The 19,467-nt window shown below is 55.6% G+C and carries 15 protein-coding genes and 1 pseudogene; 13 read left to right on the forward strand and 3 right to left on the reverse strand.

Annotation, left to right across the window (positions count from 1 at the left end):
* Positions 1-8 precede the first annotated feature (8 nt).
* Complete coding sequence (locus tag EDD77_RS08140; protein WP_058964268.1) at positions 9-1,241, reverse strand: extracellular solute-binding protein; 1,233 nt, start codon at positions 1,239-1,241, stop codon at positions 9-11.
* A gap of 297 nt (positions 1,242-1,538) precedes the next feature.
* Here EDD77_RS08140 and EDD77_RS08145 point away from each other — a divergent pair, with 297 nt between their 5' ends.
* The 4 genes from EDD77_RS08145 (at position 1,539) to EDD77_RS08160 (ending at position 4,967) form a co-directional block, all read left to right on the forward strand.
* Entirely contained in the window at positions 1,539-2,531 is a 993-nt protein-coding gene (locus tag EDD77_RS08145) for a LacI family DNA-binding transcriptional regulator (RefSeq protein ID WP_058964269.1), read from the forward strand.
* 228 nt (positions 2,532-2,759) lie between these two features.
* Positions 2,760-3,203 carry a MarR family winged helix-turn-helix transcriptional regulator gene (locus EDD77_RS08150; RefSeq protein WP_058964270.1) on the forward strand — a complete coding sequence of 148 codons (444 nt, stop codon included), beginning with the start codon at positions 2,760-2,762 and terminating at the stop codon, positions 3,201-3,203.
* A gap of 16 nt (positions 3,204-3,219) precedes the next feature.
* Complete coding sequence (locus tag EDD77_RS08155; RefSeq protein WP_058964271.1) at positions 3,220-4,008, forward strand: DAPG hydrolase family protein; 789 nt, start codon at positions 3,220-3,222, stop codon at positions 4,006-4,008.
* 29 nt (positions 4,009-4,037) lie between these two features.
* Complete coding sequence (locus EDD77_RS08160) at positions 4,038-4,967, forward strand: AEC family transporter (RefSeq protein ID WP_058964272.1); 930 nt, start codon at positions 4,038-4,040, stop codon at positions 4,965-4,967.
* Between the two features lie 114 nt (positions 4,968-5,081).
* On the opposite strand, the gene EDD77_RS08165 is transcribed toward EDD77_RS08160, so the two are convergent.
* Together EDD77_RS08165 and EDD77_RS18050 are read right to left on the reverse strand one after the other, a co-directional pair.
* A complete protein-coding gene (locus tag EDD77_RS08165; RefSeq protein WP_394326281.1) occupies positions 5,082-5,525 on the reverse strand; it encodes a molybdenum cofactor biosynthesis protein MoaE in 444 nt (147 codons plus the stop codon).
* Between the two features lie 445 nt (positions 5,526-5,970).
* Positions 5,971-6,135: a hypothetical protein gene (locus EDD77_RS18050; protein ID WP_156417375.1), complete on the reverse strand. Its 165-nt coding sequence runs from the start codon at positions 6,133-6,135 to the stop codon at positions 5,971-5,973.
* Positions 6,136-6,381: 246 nt separating this feature from the next.
* Here EDD77_RS18050 and EDD77_RS08170 point away from each other — a divergent pair, with 246 nt between their 5' ends.
* From EDD77_RS08170 to EDD77_RS08210, 9 genes and pseudogenes are all read left to right on the forward strand, one after another.
* Entirely contained in the window at positions 6,382-7,884 is a 1,503-nt protein-coding gene (locus EDD77_RS08170) for a TIGR02677 family protein (RefSeq protein ID WP_077138561.1), read from the forward strand.
* Positions 7,877-8,998: a TIGR02678 family protein gene (locus tag EDD77_RS08175; RefSeq protein WP_058964274.1), complete on the forward strand. Its 1,122-nt coding sequence runs from the start codon at positions 7,877-7,879 to the stop codon at positions 8,996-8,998. The genes EDD77_RS08170 and EDD77_RS08175 overlap by 8 nt, the downstream gene beginning before the upstream one ends.
* A gap of 19 nt (positions 8,999-9,017) precedes the next feature.
* On the forward strand, positions 9,018-13,052 hold the full coding sequence (locus EDD77_RS08180; protein WP_058964275.1) for a TIGR02680 family protein: 4,035 nt from the start codon (positions 9,018-9,020) through the stop codon (positions 13,050-13,052).
* On the forward strand, positions 13,049-14,323 hold the full coding sequence (locus EDD77_RS08185) for a TIGR02679 family protein (protein ID WP_058964276.1): 1,275 nt from the start codon (positions 13,049-13,051) through the stop codon (positions 14,321-14,323). Before EDD77_RS08180 ends, EDD77_RS08185 begins: the two co-directional genes overlap by 4 nt.
* A 413-nt stretch (positions 14,324-14,736) precedes the next feature.
* Entirely contained in the window at positions 14,737-14,877 is a 141-nt protein-coding gene (locus EDD77_RS18805) for a poly(ADP-ribose) glycohydrolase domain-containing protein (protein ID WP_373211289.1), read from the forward strand.
* A gap of 188 nt (positions 14,878-15,065) precedes the next feature.
* Positions 15,066-16,334 carry a relaxase MobL gene (gene mobL, locus EDD77_RS08195; RefSeq protein WP_278318318.1) on the forward strand — a complete coding sequence of 423 codons (1,269 nt, stop codon included), beginning with the start codon at positions 15,066-15,068 and terminating at the stop codon, positions 16,332-16,334.
* 12 nt (positions 16,335-16,346) lie between these two features.
* Complete coding sequence (locus EDD77_RS08200; protein WP_058964278.1) at positions 16,347-17,252, forward strand: DUF3991 and toprim domain-containing protein; 906 nt, start codon at positions 16,347-16,349, stop codon at positions 17,250-17,252.
* Positions 17,253-17,368: 116 nt separating this feature from the next.
* Positions 17,369-19,185 (forward strand): annotated as a pseudogene (locus tag EDD77_RS08205) (type IV secretory system conjugative DNA transfer family protein).
* Complete coding sequence (locus EDD77_RS08210) at positions 19,182-19,439, forward strand: helix-turn-helix domain-containing protein (RefSeq protein WP_058964279.1); 258 nt, start codon at positions 19,182-19,184, stop codon at positions 19,437-19,439. Before EDD77_RS08205 ends, EDD77_RS08210 begins: the two are co-directional and overlap by 4 nt.
* Positions 19,440-19,467 lie beyond the last annotated feature (28 nt).

Genomic DNA, 19,467 nt, shown 5'->3' on the forward strand with positions numbered 1-19,467 from the left:
CACCTTTCTCAGATTCCGTCGCTGTTCATGGCATCATTCATCGCTTTGGTCTGTTCAGCGGCGTTTTCCTTGGTCACCGTACCGTTTCGGATCGCCTTGCCCATATTTTCCACCGGCGTCCAGCAGTTGTTCATCTGGGCCACGAAGGGCTGCAGCTTGGAGGTACGGTCGAAGGTGTCGTTCTGGGCCCGGACCACTTCATCCGCCGCAATGGCCGGATCCTCATTCAGCTCGGTGTTGCAGGGAATCACACCGCGCAGCTCGTAATGGAGCTGCTGCGCTTCGGCGGAGCCCAGATACATGGCCAGCTCCACCGCCTGCACCATGTAATCGGTGGAGGTGTTCACGCCGATGGCCTTGGAACCGGCGTAGGAATACACCTGCTTTTCCTCTCCATTCAGCGTATAGGTGGGCAGGGCCGCCACACCCATGTTCTCGCCCAGAATCTCCCGCACGGCGGCAGCATCCCAGGAACCGGAGAAAATAGCGTGGATGCTGCCGTCCCGCAGGCCGGCAAGACCGCTGCCGTCCTGATCAATCTTGAAGTTGGGATTTGCCGCCAGATCCACCAGATATTCGGTTACTTCCACGGCGTTTTCTCCGCCGAAGTCCGCGCCCAGCTCTTCCTGAGTACCGTCACCGAAGAGGGTGCAGCCGTTGCCGAAGTAGAAGGCAGGCAGATACCAGGAGTTCACGAAGGGGAAGGATACAACCCCCTTTTCCAGCATGGTGTCCAGGCTTTTCACATCCTCCTCACTGAACACCCGTTTGTCGTAATACATGTACCAGGTGTTGGTAGTGAAGGGTACCCCGTAGACGTAGCCGTCCAGTGTAAGGGAATCCAGCAGAGTTTCGCTGTTGGTCGCCTTCAGCTCATCAGCGTACTTGCCGCCGAACTTTGCCAGCGCCTTCGCATCGGTCATAGTGGTCAGGGTATCATTGGCGTACAGGAACACGTCTGCGCTCGCTTCCGGATCCTGCGCCACCGCGGTGGCTGCCGAAGCTTCGTCCGCCACACCGTATACAAAGGTGATATCCCATTCCGGATGCAGCTCGGCAAACCGCTCACAGCAGGTTTGCAGCCACTGCCCGCTGGACTGAGACTGATCCTCTGAGGGGGACCACACCATCAGCCGAACCTTTTCTTTCGTCTGCTGCGCGTTTTCGGTGCCGCCGCAGCCGGTCAGAAGCAATGCCCCCGCACACAGCGCCGCTGCCGCCCGCGCTAATTTTCCCTGCATTTGTTTGTTCCTCCTTCAATTTGTTTCGTAAAGTTTCGCCGTAATCACTATACTCCCCTTCCCCCTTCGCCGTCAAGGTTTCTGGGGTTATTCCGCCATTTTCTGCCTAATGCACAAGGATCCCCCGTTACTTTCGTCACTTTCTACAGCGGCGCTTCAAAACTTTACGAAACTTCTTTTTTCGTCGGCTTGTTCCTTGTACAAATCGCCCTTCACATTGATTTTCCGCCCAAAAACCGTTATAATGGATACAACACAAACGAATCTTTTCTTCTTTTTGAAAAAACGAGGAGCTTCATGGCCAGAATCGAAGATATTGCCAACAAACTGAACATTTCCAAAGGGACGGTTTCCAAGGCGTTGAACGGCGCACCGGACGTGAGCGAAACATTGCGAAAAGCCGTTCTGGAAACCGCAGTGGAGCTGGGCTATTCCCGCTCCATGCGCAAACGGGGTGCAAAGCAGCTGTGCCTTTTCATCGAAAACATGACCTGCGAGGAACCTTCGGACTTCGGCTATGACATCGTGACCGGCTTTCGCAAGGTGGCGGAACCCGCAGGCTTTGTGGTATGCGTGGTACCGCTGGACGAGCAGATCCAGAAAAACATTTCCTACGACGAATACATGCTGCAGAATAACTATGTGGCAGCCTTTTTCCTTGGTCTTTCGCTGGCGGATCCCTGGCTGCATCAGCTGCAAACCAGCCATACTCCTGCCGTATTGCTGGATAACTATATACGGGCCAACCCTTCCACCTGCTATGTGGGCGTGGACAACAGCGAAGGCATGGACCTGGCTGTGGCTCATCTGAAGGAGCAGGGGCACCGGCGGATCGGTTATCTGAGCGGTGGGCTGGGTTCCTATGTGAACCAGCAGCGCTACAGCGCCTTTTTCCATGCACTGCGCAAGCACAACCTGCCGGACGACCACAGCCTGGCGGGCAGCGACTATTATTTTTCCGAGTGCCTGCAAAAGCACCTGCCTGCCCTGCTGGAGCAGAAGGTGACCGCCATTGTATGCAGCCACGACCTGCTGGCCCACACGGTGATGATCCACTGTCAGGAGATGGGCCTGCGGATTCCCGAAGATCTGAGCATCATCGGCTTCGACGACCTGCCTCTGTGCGCTTACACCCAGCCCACCATGACCACCATCCGCCAGGACCGGACCCAACTGGGCAAAAGCGCCTTCTATGCGCTGTCCAGTCTGCTGGCAGATGTACCCATCAGCACGCTGCTGCTGCATGCCCGCCTGATGGTACGTCATTCCTCCGGCAAAGCGCCGCAATAAAAGGCAGCGAAATATTGATCGCGAAACTTCCGATACACATCCATTTTATATGCCAAGGGCTATTGCTTCACTTTCGTGAAGCAATAGCCCTTTTTCTGCGGAAACCGCACCCCGTACGCCATTGATGCTATGCGGTATTTTGCCTCATTTTCCCGTCAGCCGCACCCATTGACAATTTCTAAAACAGGGATAAAATAAGTAGTGTACTACCTATTAGGAGGAGAGCATATGGCGGAATACATCCCATTGGGCAGACGCTTTGCCATCATTGACCGGGCATTCAAGCAGCATCTCAACAAAAAAGCGGACCAGCTGGGGCTCACGGCTGTACAGCTGCGGGTCCTTGGCGAGCTGAGCCGCATGGAGGCGTTCGGTGTATCGGAAGTAAATCAGAGGGATCTTGAACAAGCCGAGCAGGTAACCCATCCGACCATGACCGAGATGATCAAACGGCTGGAGAAAAAAGGCTTTGTGACCTGTACCACCAGTACCATCGACCGCCGGTATAAAAAGATCAGCTGCACCGAGCGTTCCCGGAATTTGTATCTGGAACTGGCACAGGCAGACGAAGCAATCACCGAGACCATCTGCGCCGGACTTTCAGCGGAGGAAAAGGCGGAACTGATCCGGTTTACCGATCGTATGCTGGACAATATCGGGTATCACCTGTAACAAGAAAGGAAGCACTATGACAGATTATCAGGCAACCGCCGGGCAGACCTATATGCCCGCCCGGGAAAACACCGAAATCGACATTTTACCCTATGAGAGGCTGAGCCGCCCCCAGCCGGAATATCCCCCGCTGGAGCTGAACGCTATGGCGCAGGAGAAGGAGTGGGTGCTGCAGTCCCAGACGCAGCATTTTCTTCCCGGCGTGAGCGCTAAGATGCTGGACTGGTTCTGGGCCAACATGGAGAAGGGGTATTACCTCTGGGCCCCCGGTTCCCACAAACGGTTCAACTGGGTAAAAGCCCCCTGGGAGTATGGGTTCGGCAACTCCGTGCACATGATTTCCGAATCGGTGGGCAAAGGAAGCCCGGTATTCGGCGGCGAAGGCGTGGAGATCCACCGTCTGGGGCTGGATTATTTTCCCTTTACCTATGCGCTGAGCCATGTCCTCGTGGAGGGCGTGTTCAATGACAAAAACGAATTTGTGGACATGACCGTGCACATGTGGCAGGATTGCGAGGGAGGCTGCAACCATATCACGGCCGCAGTGGCAAGCACCACGGTGTCTGAACCGCCTCATTTTGTGAAAGAGATTCTTGCCAAAGATCCTCACGCCAGACTGCAGCCGCCCAGCACCACAGATCATGCGGAATACGAGGCCAGCCGATGGCCCAAATTTCTGCCCCAACTCTACCAGCTGTGGGAGGGGCATCCGGATCCCTCGCAGAACGTGGTGTGCGATCTGAGTGTTCGCAATACCGGCGAGGAACAGTGGGAATACTGCTGCCCGCACAAGGGCTTGAAATAATTCAATCGCAAAGGCAGAGAAGCATATTCATGGACATTCTTACAATCATTCTTGAACAGATTGGTCTGTTCGTCATTTATATCATTGTGGGCGTTTTGCTGGTCAAAACAAAGGTATTCAATGCCACCACGCTGGAAACTCTTTCTCGCTTCGTATTGAAGATGGGTCTGCCGGTCATGATCTTTATCAATACGGTAAGCGGTGTGGATCGGGCTGCTCTGATCCGCTCGCTGCCGGTGCTGGGGCTGGCAGTGGTGTTCTATTTCTGCACCTTCTTCCTGGGCAAGGGTTTGGCTCGTCTGTTTCATCTGCAGGGCAGCCGGGCTCAGGTATACCGGGCGCTGAGCATGTTCGGCAATGTGGGTTTTATGGGCATCCCCATTGTTTCCAGCATCTTCCCGGAGCAGGGTATGCTATACATCTCGGTGTTCACCATCGTGGATCAGCTGGTTCTCTGGACCCTGGGTGTTCAGCTGACCGGGTCCGGCGAAAAGAGCTCGTTCCAGCTGAAAAAGATGATCAACCCCTGCACCGTGGCCATTGTCGCTTCAGTGCTGCTGGTGGTAACCGGTATCCCCCTGCCGCAGCTTCTGAATACCGCGCTGAGCAAGATCGGCGCCACCGCCACCCCCATGGCCATGATCTATCTGGGCGGCGTATTTGCCTGCATGGACATCCGGAGCTATCTGCGGGTAAAGGAATTCTATGGGATCGTGCTGGTAAAGATGGTCGCGTTTTCGGTTCTTTTCTATCTGGCGACCAGTCTGCTTCCCATTGACGAGAGCATCCACCTGACGGTTTCCCTGCTGGCAGCCATGCCTGCCATGTCCTCTCTGGTCATGATGGCAAAGGCCTCCGGCACTGAAGGCGATTACGCCATGGGCGGCATCTTCGTTACGACAGTCTGTTCCATCGTGACCATTCCCATCACCTACTGGCTGCTTCAGCTGGTGGGGTAACTGGGCCTTCACTTTTCATTCTTAAACCAAATGTTAGCCCTGTAAAAGAACGCGGCAGCAAAGCCTTCCGAAAAAGGCCTTGCTGCCGCGTTTCTTTGATTTGGAGAGAACTTCTTATTCGTAATGCTCCTGTTCCTTCACGCAGATGGATTTCAGTTCATCCAGAAGGGCCTGCAGTGCATCCACCACATGAGGACGGATATCGCCGCCCACCAGAAGCAGCATCAGGTCGTCGCCCACCTGCAACGTTCCGCTGTTCAGCCATGCCCGCACATGGAAGATGCCCGGCATTTTTTTGACGCGCTGCACTGCTGCATCCACCTTCTTCTGATCAAAGGAAAACTGCATTCCCGTCACCCGCGGCGAGTTCTCGCCATGGCGCACCTGTGCTTTGGCAGTGCCCCGCACCACACCATTGTGAAACAGGTACATCCCGCACTGGTCCGCATCGGTCTGCTGCTTTGCCTCCTTCAGCCACTGCTCGATGGAAGGCACGTTATGCCTTTGTGCATTGTTCATTTCCGTGGGGCTGGTAACGGCAGTTGTTTCGTTATTCATCTTGCTTCTCCTCCCTGAAAAGAACCACCGTGTTCTTTTCGGATTTTTCCTGCGGGCAGTAAATTCTCAAACTGCCCTGCCTTGTTTTATGGATACTATTCTAGCACACAGCCACCCAAATCAACAGGCTATTTTTGAGAGTTTGATAGAACCCCTCTGAACTCTTGTCTTAAAGGAATCACCCGGTCAGAATGATTTCTTCCGTTCCATCGATCTTTTCCAGATAGAAGCCCACCGCCAAAACGCCCAGCTGCAACTGCTTTCAAAACGGTTCGCCGTCGGGCATTTCTGGTATAAATTTTACCTCCCGACGCACCGCTCCAAACAGCCCGAATTACCCCACGTTCTCTTCACCCTGTTTGTGGTATACACTTCTCGCTGTTTTCCGGTATAAATTTTTCTCTCCAAACCCTTGTAACAAGCGGGTTTGTATCCGGGTGGCCGTTTATAATCCGTATGCGCTTTCAAACGAAACGGCTCCAAAACCGGTATGCCGTTTGGGCAAAAAACAGAACACAGAAACCCATTCCAAAAACAGGCCTTTCCGCGAACTGATTTTTCCGCAAAACCGGTATGCGCCTGTAATCTCTTTTGCGGCCTGTTTTTCCATGCCGCTTCTCCCAAATTGCAATCGAGTGTATTTTCTTTTCGCGGCCCCATGATTTGGATGTCTTGGATGCTTTTGGAAGTATTCCACAATTCATTCGCCGCTCGTTTTATCTTTCCGACAAAAATCTTCCGATTGCTTGAAATTCCTTTTTATCGGACATATCATCCATTACACTATTGATAGGGCCCTTTACTCCGTTATCAAAAAGAATCAGCCCTGATTTTTGCAGAACGGACGGTGAACACCATGCAATTCCGAGCAATTACACTGAGCGATATTCCGGAAGCAAGCTACCTCACCGCGGCGAACGCGTCCAGATATCGCGCGATTATGCGGATCTTCTATCTGGAATCCCAGAAAGCAAACATCCGTTTGAACAAGCAGCAGCTGCTGGCTTTACTTCGCTCCGATTCCCACTTCGCCCAATACACTGCAGAAGAGCTGGAACAGGATCTCAGTGCCTTGTGCCAATGGCGGAATCTGGTTCCCATCCAGGATCCTCATCGCCCCGGCAGTATCGCTGAATACAAAAACAAACAGTTCAGCTATTCCATGTCTCAAGCCGCCACGGAAATCGAGCGGATGACCCTTTCGCTGGAAAGCCTGAACCTGCGCACCGCTGTGCTGTCCTCTCAGCTGTTTGAGCGAATTCTTGATACCGTGGATCGGATGTCTGCGCTTTCCATCCAGAACAGCGATGCGATCAGTCAGTCATGGGATCTGCTGCAGCAGGATTTCCGCCAACTTACCAATCGATATCAGGATTATCTGCGGGATTTCTATTCCTCGCAGGCGGAACATATTCTGCAAACCTCGGAATTTTTACCCTATAAGGACAAGGTCATTCGCTATCTGCAGGAGTTCGTGCTGGAGCTGCAGCGCCATGCGGAGAAAATCCGTCGGATTCTTCTGTGTCTTCCCGATGAACGGATCGCACAAATTCTGGAACAGGTGTATGCAGCCCAGAAGCGCGAAGGCGAAGGACGTCTGATCCAGCGGGATGACAACTATGACCAGCAGCTGCGTGATCAGGTTTACGGGTTCTGGAACAGCTTTTACCACTGGTTTGTTCCGACGGAAAGCAGCCAGAGCGACAGCCAGCATGTACTGGATCTGGCCAACGATATTATCCAGCGGATCCTGATGAATGCCGAGCTGATTCTGCAGGCTCACAGCGGCGGCGCCAACCGAAAAAACGAATACAAAAAATTTCTGGAGCTTTTTTCCGCCTGTCCCACACTGGCGGATGCCCATCGCCTTTCCGGCATGGTGTTTGGTGCACAGCAGGCAGTTCACCTGACGGGAATCAACGCGGAAACTATCTATGAAACCGACCCCTGTCTGGATGCACAGCCCTTTCTCTACCCTCTGCGCAACCGGCGGCGACCAGGCCGCCCACCCCGGGAAAAGAGCTTTTTCTCCGACAAGGGACTGGAAAAGACCGCTCAGCGGCAGGCCTATCTGCAGCAGAAACAAGAACTGCACAATCAGCTGCAGCGTCTCATCCGGAACGGCCGGCTGGATTTCGCATCCGTCGAGGAGCCCATTTCTCCTCAGGTCCGACAAACACTTTTGTCCTGGGTCGTGAAGGCAAACGCCAACGCCAGCAAACGTGCTCGAACGGAATATGGTCAGATTTACACCATAACCTGTCCACAAGGAAAGACCTGCGTCCTTCCCTGCACCGACGGAAATCTGACCATGCCCGCATACTGTCTTGTTTTCGAGGAGGTGCACTCCCATGGATGAATTTCGCACCCTTTTGAATCAGCTCTGGATTCGCAGAGAGGATGACCGGGAACTGTTTTATCGGATTCGGCGCAAACTCCCCGATCTGCGGCGCACCCTGCGCGATCAGTTCGGATGGGAAATTGTCAGCACCGAAACATTGATCCGACTGGTCAAGGAACCGGGCAAGGCTGATGCGGCATTCGGAATTTCCGACTTGACCGAAATCAGCGACTACTGCCTTTTGTGCGGTGTTTTGCTGATGCTGGAGGACAAGGACGATGGTCAGCGCTTTTTGCTGTCTGAGCTCACACAGGCACTGAGCGCTTATGTAAAGCCTTATTGGCATGAACTGAGCTGGGAGCGTTATCAGTGCCGCGCCTCTCTGGTTCGCGTACTGCAATATTCGGAACGAATTGGTCTGCTGCACAGCTGCGAGGGGGAAAGCAACGCCTTTGCATCCCACCAGGAGCAGGAAGTGCTGTACGAGAATACCGGCCTTTGCCGCTATTTCAGTGTGAATTTTCACCGGGATATTTCCGGCTATACTTCGCTTTCGGATTTTGAAAATCCTCCTGTGGACGGGCCGGATTCCGACCGGGGTACTTTCCGTACCTATCGGGCATATCGCCAGCTGGCGCTGGCGCCCGCTGTGTACTGGACAGACCCGGCAGACCCGGTATATGCCTACATCAAAAATCAGCGCGGTATGGTGGAACACAATCTGGACGAAACCATCGGCGGAACGCTGCAGGTCTATCACAACGGAGCCTTTTTCCTTCCGGAAGAAGGAGTCCCCTGCGGCGACTGCTTTCCACGGGATCAGATGCTCAGCGACATCATTCTGTTGCTTTTTGAGCGTTTGAGTGAAAAAACCGCCTGCGGCACTTTTGACCGAACTGCGGACGACCGGATTCATCTGACCTATCAGGCTTTCTTTGATGAGTTGGACGCACTTCGCAGGGAACATCAGGCTCAGTGGGGAAAAACCGCTGCGGAAAAAGAGCTTTCCGCACTGGCACAGGATGTGCTGGAGGAATTGTCTTACTGGGGGTTTGCATTCGTCGATCAGGACATCATTGCATTCAATCCAGGGTTCAGTCTCTGGCAGGGAATTTATCCGAAAAAGCAGTGATAGGAGGGTTTATATTCGTATGCAGGAACGCTGGCAGATGAACAAATTGGGGTTTGTCAATTTTTGGCTGTATGACTGGGAGGAATTTCCCTTCAGCGATGGGCGGCTTTTGCTTCGTGGCGAAAACGGTGCGGGCAAATCCGTCACCACCCAAAGCTTTATTCCCTTTATGCTGGATGGCGATCTTCGTCCGTATCGACTGGATGCCTTCGGCAGTAAGGACCGCAATATGAAATACTATCTTTTGGGCGACGAGAAAGAGGAAAGCACCGGGTATCTCTATCTGGAATTTGTGAAGCCGCAATCCCAGCTCTATCGCACCCTTGTGGTGGGACTGCGCGCCCGGCGGGATAAGCCCGTGGAGTTCTGGGGGTTCTGCCTGAGCGACGGACGGCGGATCGGAACCGGCGAGAAAGATTTCCCCCTTTTTGAAACCAAAGGTTCGCAGCATATCTCACTGAGCCGTCAGGAAGTCCACAACCGGCTGGGGCCAAACGAAAACTGGGCAGAACGAAGCAGCGACTACAAAGAGATGGTCAACCGCATGTTGTTTGGATGCGCCGAGCTGGAACAGTATGAGCGGCTTCTTCGGCTGCTGATCCAGATCCGAAAACCAAAACTGAGCAAGGATTTCTCGCCCCGTCTGGTGCGGGAAATTTTGAATTCCTCGTTGCAGCCCCTCAGTGAAGACGATATTGCCCCGATGGTCAACTCCATGGAGCGGATGGACAATATTCAGGTTCAGCTGGACGAGCTGCAGCGCAGCTTGCAGGCGGCCCGCCAGCTGCGCAAGGAATACATCCGCTACAATCAGTTTGTGCTGGGCAAAAAAGCAGAAGCCTATCTCACTGCCCGCCATCTTGTCCAAAAACAGCAGCTGGAAGTTCAGGAAAAGGAGGATTTCATCTTACGGACACAACGCCGTCTTCAACAGGCGCAGACCGATGTCAAAAACTTTTCCCAGCGGGAGAGCGAACTCACCGGACAACTGAATACTCTGCAGGCAGACAGCCGTCTGGAGAGCAGTGTTCAGCGACTGGAACAGCTGCAAGAGGAAAAGCGCCAGCATCAAACTCAGATCGAGCAGGAACAAGCGAAGGAACGCCAAAAGCAGGCCACGCTTTCCGGCAAGGAGCTTCAGCAGCGCCAGGCCCGGAAGGAGGTTCAGGATCATCAGGACAATTTAGAGCAGCAGTTCCAGCAGCTGAATTTGCTGAACGGGGAGCTGCGCTGGGCGCATCACCCCTCTTCCCTGTCGGCCTTTGATTTCAATGTTCAGTTACCCTTGCTGGCACAGTATGCAAAGCGGCTGCGCAGTGCCGCAAATCTTTTGCAGCAACACAAATCCGCTCTGGAGCTGCTGGACGGCTACGAGCGGGATCTGGATGCAGCCAATCTGGAGCTGCAGCATGCCCGCAGTCAGATGGAAGCAGCAGAACAGCTTGTGGTGCGGGAACGCGACAGCCTGTGTGCAGCCTTTGCCCAGCTGGAAACTCCCGCTCTCCCCTTCCGGCTGAACCGGGATGAGGTGCGGGAGCTGTTCCGGCTGGTGAACGGATATGAAGGTCTTTGTCAGGAACAGGCCATCCAGGAACTGCTGCGCACAGCCCGTGAAGCCCTCGCCCGTCCCCTTCAGGGCGAATTTTATCGACTCAAGCAGCTCTCTTCTCAACAGCAGGCGGCACTCAATGACCTTGCGGCCAAACGCAGAGAGCTGGAACAGCAGGAAGAACTTCCTCCTCCCCGCTCCAAAGCAGTTCAGCAGACCCGCGATCTGCTGAAGGAGCGCGGCATTCCTCACGCCGCTTTTTACGAACTGGTGGATTTTGATGACCAGCTCTCACCGGAGCAACAGGCACTTTTGGAAACCCAGCTGATGGAAACCGGCCTTCTGGATGCGCTGGTGCTGCCGGAATCCGCCAAAGAGGATGCTGCCGTGATTCTGGCGGAACACCCCGACCATTTTCTGAATCTGGAAAACGCCCCAAAGGCCACCGCTCCCGTTGCGCTGCACCCTGCATCCGAAGCGCCTGCCTGGGCCAATGTGGCCGACCTTCTGAGTCGGATCTCTTCTCTGCCCGAGGGCACCGTCTATTTTTCCTCCGACGGACGCTACCGGCAGGGCGCTATTCAGGGTCGCAGCGTGGCACTGCAGCCCGCCGGTTATATCGGTGCATCCACCCGCCGGGAAAATCGCCGCCGCCAGATTGCCGCCCTTTCTTTGCAGGTCGAGGAACAGCAACAGCAGATTCATGCCACACTGGAACAGATTCATCGGGCGGAAACGGATCTGTCTCTTTTGCAAAACGGATACGAGCAGCGCCCCACCACCGCCGATCTGGCGGCCTGTCTGCAGCTTGCATCCACCCAGCGGGCTGAAATGGAGCAAAAGGAACGCATCCATGAGGATCGACGGCAGCGTTTTTTGCATCAGCAGGAACAGGCAAACGCGCTCCGGGCCCAGCTGCTTCCGCTGACCAAGGACCTGCCGTATGAACGAAATGCCGATACCTATGAAGCCATGGCAGGCTGCTGTGACGAGTACCGAAGCCTGTTTCAGGATATTTCCGCCGACAAACGGAAGCTGGAACTCACCGAAGGCCGCTTGAACGATCTGGAACAGCAGCTGGATGAACTGAATGACGAACTTTTGGAATGCACCGACCGAATCCGTTTTCACGAGGCGAATCTGCGCAAAACACAAGTCTCGATTGACGCATTGGAGGAGTACCTGAACCAGCCGGAAACCCGGGCTCTGGCCGAAAAGCTGGAGTCACTGCGCCAGGAGCTGGCACAGGTGCACGAGCGCCTGGAGGGTGCGAAAATGGAACTTGCACTGAGCCAGAACGATCTGCAGCACGATCTGCCGGATCTGTCTCAGCGCAAGGAGCGGCTGCAGCGGGACATGCTGGACGAGGAACGCAAGCGCCAGATTTTTGAGGAAGAGCTCTGCCATGGGCCGGGTCAGCCGGGACGCAATGACAACGAACTCTGGAAGCAGGCGGAAACCGCAAAGAATGCCATCCGGCAGAACGACCGGAATCTGGGACTGGACCGGCTGCGCACCTCCCTTGAAAAGAATGTTCGTGATGCCAGCGTGTTGAACTCCTATCGCATTACCCTGAACCCCCTGTTCGAGAATGAAGACAACCTGCTGCGCACCCGCGCCTGCATCGACCTGTATCCCAACGGACAGCGGATGGATCTTCTGGATTTCATCCAGTACATCGAACGCCACATTGAAGATGATCAGCAGATTCTTTCCATGGAGGACCGGCGTCTGTTTGAGACCATCCTGAACCAGACCATCACCACCAAGCTGAGTCATCGCATCAACAACAGTCAGGACTGGACCCGCCGCATGAGCGGAATTATGGAACAGCTGAATACTTCCATGGGTCTGCGGTTCAGCCTGAACTGGAAGGGAAAACCCGCCGATCAGCAGGAAGAGCTGGCCACCCGCGAGCTCATCGATCTTCTGCGCAAAGATCCCGCTGTGATGGGCGATGCAGACCGGGATAAGATCACCAGTCATTTCCGCGCCAAAATCGCCAAGGCCCGGGAGCTGTCCCGCCAGAGTGCTGCGCCTGCCACCTATTCCGAACTGATGCGGCAGGCACTGGATTTCCGCAACTGGTTCGAGTTCCAGCTCTATTATCAGAAGGGCAATTCCGCCAACCCGGCACCCACGAAACGGGAACTGACGGATTCCGCTTTTAACAGCTTCAGCGGCGGCGAAAAAGCCATGGCCATGTATGTGCCGCTGTTCGCCGCATTGTCCGCCCAATATGCTGCGGCCAGCGAGGATGCCCCCCAGCTCATGGCTCTGGATGAAGCCTTTGCCGGCGTGGACGAAACCAACATTGAGAGCATGTTCGCTCTGGTTCATCAGCTGGGGCTGAACTATATCATGAACTCGCAGGCGCTGTGGGGCTGCTATGCGTCGGTTCCCAGCCTGAACATTGCCGAGCTTTGGCGGCCGCAGGACGCGGACGTGGTCACGGTGGTACGCTATCACTGGGACGGCCATACACGCCGGATGGAGGAGCTATGAAGGACGAAGCACTTTGCCGATATTTCACCAATTCCCCTGCCTGGGAACGTCAGCTGAAACAGCTGCGCAAAAAATCCCTTGCGGGATATTCCGACGGCGTGATTCAGCTGAAGGATGCATCCGACGCGGAATGTCAGGCCGCCGAAGGTCTTCTGGGCCGCCGGTTTGTTCCGCCGCGCCTGCGCTACAAGCTTTCTGATTTTGAAAAAGCCCTGCGTGCCAGTCGATTCGCCGTTACAGATATGGCCGACTTCTGGCTGCGGCTGGACGGCCGGCCGCTGCTTTCCAATCCGCTCCAGAAAGCGGTCCGGCAGGATGCCGTACAGGCATTTTTTGCCGCCGAGGACGCCCAGCCTCACCAGCCGGTTACCCGAAACTGGCTTTGTGCCATGGCACAGGACAAGAGCAATGGCTTTCAGCTGCTTGCACCCCACATTGAAACTGATAAGGACGCGGCGCGCTGGCTGCACTGGGTCTGCTGCGCACTGGATCGACTGGCAACGGCCTCTGAACCGGAGGAGCTGGCGTTGTGCAGCTATGCGGTTTCCACCGATCCCCATGCGCTGGATGGACAGAACCCCGCCGGACATCTGCTGCTGCATGCGCTGGCTTACTGGAAAGGCCGGCCTGTTCCCTCGCTTTCTCGTGACAGGCTGGCGCTGTACCGGGAATGTGGCCTGATGCTGGATGACATCTCCTGCTTTACGGTCCAGCGCGGTCTGATTCTGGCTCTGCCGGATGGCCGGGAGCATCCCGCCTGTGCCCAGCTGCGTCAGCAGGAACAGTTCTGTTTGCTGACCTCTTCCCAGATCTCTGCACTCGGAGCGGCATTCAGCCCTACCGGCCGCGTTTATCTTCTGGAAAACCAGATGGTGTTTTCCACGCTGTGCCGGCAGCCGGGGATCCTGCATCCCATGATCTGCACCTCCGGTCAGCTGCGGGAAGCTTCCTGGCAGCTGCTGGATCTGCTGGCTGCATCCGGGTGTTCCCTTTACTACGCAGGGGATTTTGATCCGGAGGGGCTGGCCATTGCCGACCGGTTGTGGCAAACCTATGGCGACCGGTTCCACCTCTGGCACATGACCTTGCAGGACTACCAGACCGCCCTGTCCACAAAGCCCGTCTCATCCTCTTCCCGGCTCAGCCAGCTGGAAAAGGTTCAGTGCCCCTTCCTGCAGCCGGTGGCACAGGCAATCCTGCATCGGAAACAGGCGGGATACCAGGAGGCACTGTTGGAACGCTACCGGTCCGATTTGGTACAGCCCGGGTAATCCGTTCTGCAAAAGCGCATGGTTTCGTGATGCTTTTTCGGATTGCTCTCGCACAAAAAACGGAATTTTTGCCCGTGTTTTATCCCCAATCCGAAAAATTCAGCGGATTTTGTGCATACCTTTTTATACCCGTTTTACAGAATTTGATTTTCGTTTGCGCATACCGATTTTATCTTTCGGATTTGCAGGGCTCTGTGACGGCAAGGCTGCGTGAAATTCCAGATGAGGGCGTGTGCCGGAATCCCTTGGGCGGGAGTTTCAGGCAATGTCCTCTTATGTAAATCCTACTTTAGCAGACCTGACTCTGCATTCTGCGGTTTCAGTCCGGTTTCCCCTGACGCTGAACTACCGGAGTGGTTTGAGCAATCCACCCGAATTGCATCCCGGGATCTGACTCTGCAGGCAGTCGGAAAATCCGGCAGAGCGGTTGCCGGATTAAAGTTGCATCGGCAACCAATCCGGACGGCGGCATCCCCTCTGGCCGCTCCGCACAGGAGGAAGCACTTTGCCGCTGCAGTCCCCTATCCCTCTGCCTGCTGAAGGATACGCTTTGAAAAACAAAAATGCATCGTGACCGGCACCATGTCATTTATATGGATGCCCGCATCTATACCCCGGAGAGATATCGACGCCGCTAATGTAAACGAAGCCCGGAAGGCCTGATGCAGACAGGCATTCCGGGCTTCGTATGTAACTAAAGTAATCGTTCCATGGATTGTTCCAATCCGATTGCTTCGTCACAGTGTCGGATTGGCCGAAAAGATACTACCGATCGTTTCCCCACCAGCTCGGCAAGTTCCGCCACATAGTCAATCGTTTGGTTGGTAATTTCAAAAGGAGACCTCAGCTCTGCGACAACCCCGTCATCGAGAAGCAGATGCGCCAGCTGGTGCAGGCCCTGGAAACCACCACCGGGAAAAAGCAGTATGGCTATCTGAAGAAGCCGCTGAAGGCGTTGGTGGACGCCATCGTAGATGAGCTGGCCCGGCAGCCGGAAGTGGCGAAGTGCTATGAGACCTGGAATCAGATCCGGGATGAGTTGAACGAGTGCTATGGCAGCCGTACACCGCGGGAGCATCTCCCGCTCTCTCAGCAAAAAGAGTTCCGCCGGATCAAAAACGATATCATCCGGGAGGCCGAGAATATTCGTCTCGGCCTCCTGACTTTTGAAGATGAGAAGATGCAAGATGAGCCGGAGACGGCACATGAGGAGCAGCGATCCAACAGCGTATATGAACAGGCTCGACGCTATCGTGCCGCCAAAGCGATCCTGCGGGATGTCTATGCGTTGGACGAGGAACACGCCGAAGCCGTCCGAGTGCTGGAACAGCTCTGGGCGGAAGGATACACGGTGGCGGCGCATCAGATCGGCAAGTTTTATCGGGATGATCTCTCCACCATGCGGGACCACGAAAAAGCGGAGCAGTGGTTTCGCTTATCTGCAGAGGCCGGAAATGACTTTTCAGAATACGCTCTCGGAAAACTGCTCCTTTCCCAGAAGCGCACAGCGGAGGCCATGCGCTGGCTGGACAGGGCCGCCGGGCATGGAAACCAGTTTGCCCAATACTGTCTGGGGAAACTCTATCTCACCGGTGAGTCTGTGACAAAGAATGTGGCAAAGGCTCTGGAGTACCTGACCACTGCTGCCGGACAGGGAAATCCCTTTGCCCAATACACCTTGGGAAAGCTGTATCTCCTGGGCCGGGATGTGGAGCAGGATCGGGAGCAGGCCAGAGAGCGGTTCACACGCTCCGCCGCCCAGGGCAATGAGTACGCCCAATTCTTCCTCGACCGCTTCGACCAGTTCCGTGATCCGTCCGTGATGCTGGCGGCAACCAAACTGCTCCACCACATGAGCCGGATCTTCCGGGATAATTCTGCACCGCCCCATAACCCGGCAGGGATTCGCATCGATTCCAAACGGCGCAAGCGGCTGACGGAAAAGCGGATGGCCATAGGCCACAAGGCGGATGATCATGAGGAGCAGGTATCCTATCAGCAGACCATGTAACAGGAGGAACCTATGTCGACCTATATTCATTTCACAGATGAACAAAAGCAGCGAGCCGCCTCCGTTGATCTGGAGGAGTTTCTTCGCTGCCGCGGCGAAAAGCTCCTTACCTCCGGCAGAGAGAAACGGCTGGCCCGAGACCATAGCGTCACCATCCGCGGCAACGAGTGGTACGATCATGCCGAGGAGCGGGGTGGTCACGCTGTCAGCTTCGTGCAGCGGTTTTATCACCTCAGCTATCCAGAGGCGGTGACCATGCTTCTGGGGGGTGAGATGGGAACGGTCTATCCCTCTGCCCAAGAACGGGTTGAGGAGCCGCCCAAACCCTTTGTCCTTCCGCCGGCCAATTCCAATATGCGCCGGGTCTATGCCTATCTGGTCAAGCAACGGAATATCGACCGGAGCGTTGTGGCGCACTTTGCCAGAGAGAAGCTGCTGTATGAAGATGCCGATTACCACAACGCAGTCTTCGTGGGTACGGATGAAGATGGCATTCCCCGCCATGCCCACAAGCGCAGCGCCAACAGCTTCGGCAAAGCCTTCCGGCTCAATGTGGAGGGCTGCGATCCCCGCCACAGCTTCCACCATATCGGCACAGATAGGAGCCTCTATGTGTTCGAAGCTCCCATCGATATGCTTTCCTACATCACGCTCCATCCGGAGAACTGGCAAAGCCACAGCTATGTGGCCTGCTGCGGCACCTCTATTCAGCCGGTGCTGAAGCTGCTGGAGCGGCAGCCGCAAATCAATACGGTTCTGCTCTGCCTCGACAATGACGAGGCTGGCCACCTGGCCAGCCGGCGCATGAAGGAACAGCTGGCAGAGAGGTACACGGTGGAAAGGCTCATTCCCGCACACAAGGATTGGAATGATGATCTGACCGCTGAGGAACCGTCCTTCGCACAAGTCATGCAGTAAATAACAACAACGCACACCACTTCCTGTTCACCCGAAGTAGGCCGTAACAAGAGTGATGTGCGCATTCAGAAGTATGGAACTGAGCAGGAAGTGGTGTGCCCTGAAAGGGGTTAACCATGCCACACCAAGTCCTGATTTTGTTAGCCGCCGGCGGGCTGATGTTTCTGGTCATCGGCTGTCTGGCCGCCTTGTCCCACTACTACACCCTGAGCGGGATCAAATCCAAAACGGTCGGCGACGGCCAGCACGGCACCGCAAGATGGGCCACAGCCAAAGAGATCCGGCAGACCTATGCCCATGTCCCCTTCGAGGTGAAGAAATGGCGCAGCGGCCAGAACCTGCCCACGGAGCAGGGGCTGGTGCTGGGCTGCAAGGGAAAGAAAGGCGAACTAACCGCCCTCGTGGACAGCGATGACATCCACTGCCTGATGATCGGCGCTTCCGGCATCGGCAAGACCGCATATTTTCTCTATCCCAATCTGGAGTACGCCTGCGCCAGCGGCATGAGCTGGCTGGCGCTGGACAGCAAGGGCGACCTCGCCCGCAATTACGGCGCCATTGCCAAGAACTGCTATGGGTATCAGAATGTGGCCGTGATCGACCTGCGAAATCCCACCCGCTCGGACGGAAACAATCTGCTGACTCTGGTCAACCGGTATATGGACATTGCCCGGAATGACCCGAACAATCTCGCGGCCCGGGCCAAGGCCGAGAAATACGCCAAAATCCTGTCCAAGACCATCGTCAATCCGGACGGCGATGACAGCAACCGCGGCCAGAACGCTTTCTTCTACGATGCGGCGGAAGGGCTTCTCACCTCGGTCATCCTGATGCTGGCCGAGTTCCTGCCGCCCGATAAAGACCACCCCCAGGAGCGCCGCCATATCGTCTCCGTGTTCAAGCTGGTGCAGGATCTGCTGGAGCCCAGCCGTGTCAAGGGCAAGAGCCACTTCCAGCTCCTGATGGCAAAACTGCCGCCGGATCACAAGACGAGGTGGTTTGCCGGTGCCGCCCTCAACAGCGCCGAGCAGGCAATGGCCTCCGTCATGTCCACCGTGCTGTCCCGCTTGAATGCCTTTCTGGACAGCGAGCTGGAGCAGATCCTGTGCTTCGACAGCGCCATTGACGCTGAGAAGTTTGCTTCGGAGAAGTCTGCCATCTTCCTGATCCTGCCGGAAGAAGACACAACCAAGAACTTCATGGCCGGTCTCATGATCCAGAACCTGAGCCGGGAGCTGTTCGCTGTGGCCGATGAGAACGGCGGCAAGCTGAAAAACCGGGTGGTGCTTTTCTGTGACGAATTCGGCACCATGCCCCGTTTGATATACTGCCCCTTTTCTCCGCTGGACGCTCTCGCCGGTTAACGCTCGTGCCGATCATCCAGTCCTTAGCGCAGCTCGAAAAAAACTACGGGAAAGAGGGCTGCGAGATCATTCAGGACAACTGCCAGGACACCATCTTCGGCGGCTTTGCACCCAACAGCCAGACCGCCGAAGTGCTGTCCAAAGCCCTGGGCAGCCGCACCGTCCTCTCCGGCTCGGTGAGCCGTGGCAAGAACGATCCCAGCCAGAGCCTGCAGATGATGGAGCGCGCCCTGCTGACGCCCGACGAGCTAAAATCCATTCCCAAGGGTAGCTTTATCGTCATGAAAACCGGCACTCATCCCATGCGGACCCGGCTCCAACTCTTCTTAAACTGGGGCATTACCTTCGGGGAGCCGTATGTGGTGCCGGAGAGAGCCAGCCGAGCGGTGGCCTATGCCAACCGGGTGGATCTGGAGCGGAATCTCCCGCAGCTCAGTGAGCCGGAGGAGATGGACGAAAGCCGCGGCTATGCGGTATCCAGCCGGGGCGGCATCGCCCATGCTCCGGCTCAGGAGAGGGCTGTAAAAAGAGGAAAGCAAATGAAGACATTCGGAGAGGAGGAACGATGAGTTACTTCGGAACGATTTACGCCGACACTGAGCTTCCCTCCAGAGCGAAGGCGGTCTATATGTACCTGCGGGATCGCTCGGATGCCGAGGGAAAGTGCTGGCTGGGCATTAAGACCATTGCCTCGGACATGAAGCTGTCCCGCTCCACGGTCAAGCGGGCGCTGCACGATCTGGAGCGGCACGGATATCTGAAAAAGGCTTCCCGCCAAAGAGCAAACGGGAGCAGCACCTCCAATCTTTATACCGTGAAATAAAAGAGCGAGTGGTTTGTACCACAATGCA

The organism is Allofournierella massiliensis, from assembly GCF_004345265.1.
Lineage (GTDB): Bacteria > Bacillota > Clostridia > Oscillospirales > Ruminococcaceae > Allofournierella > Allofournierella massiliensis.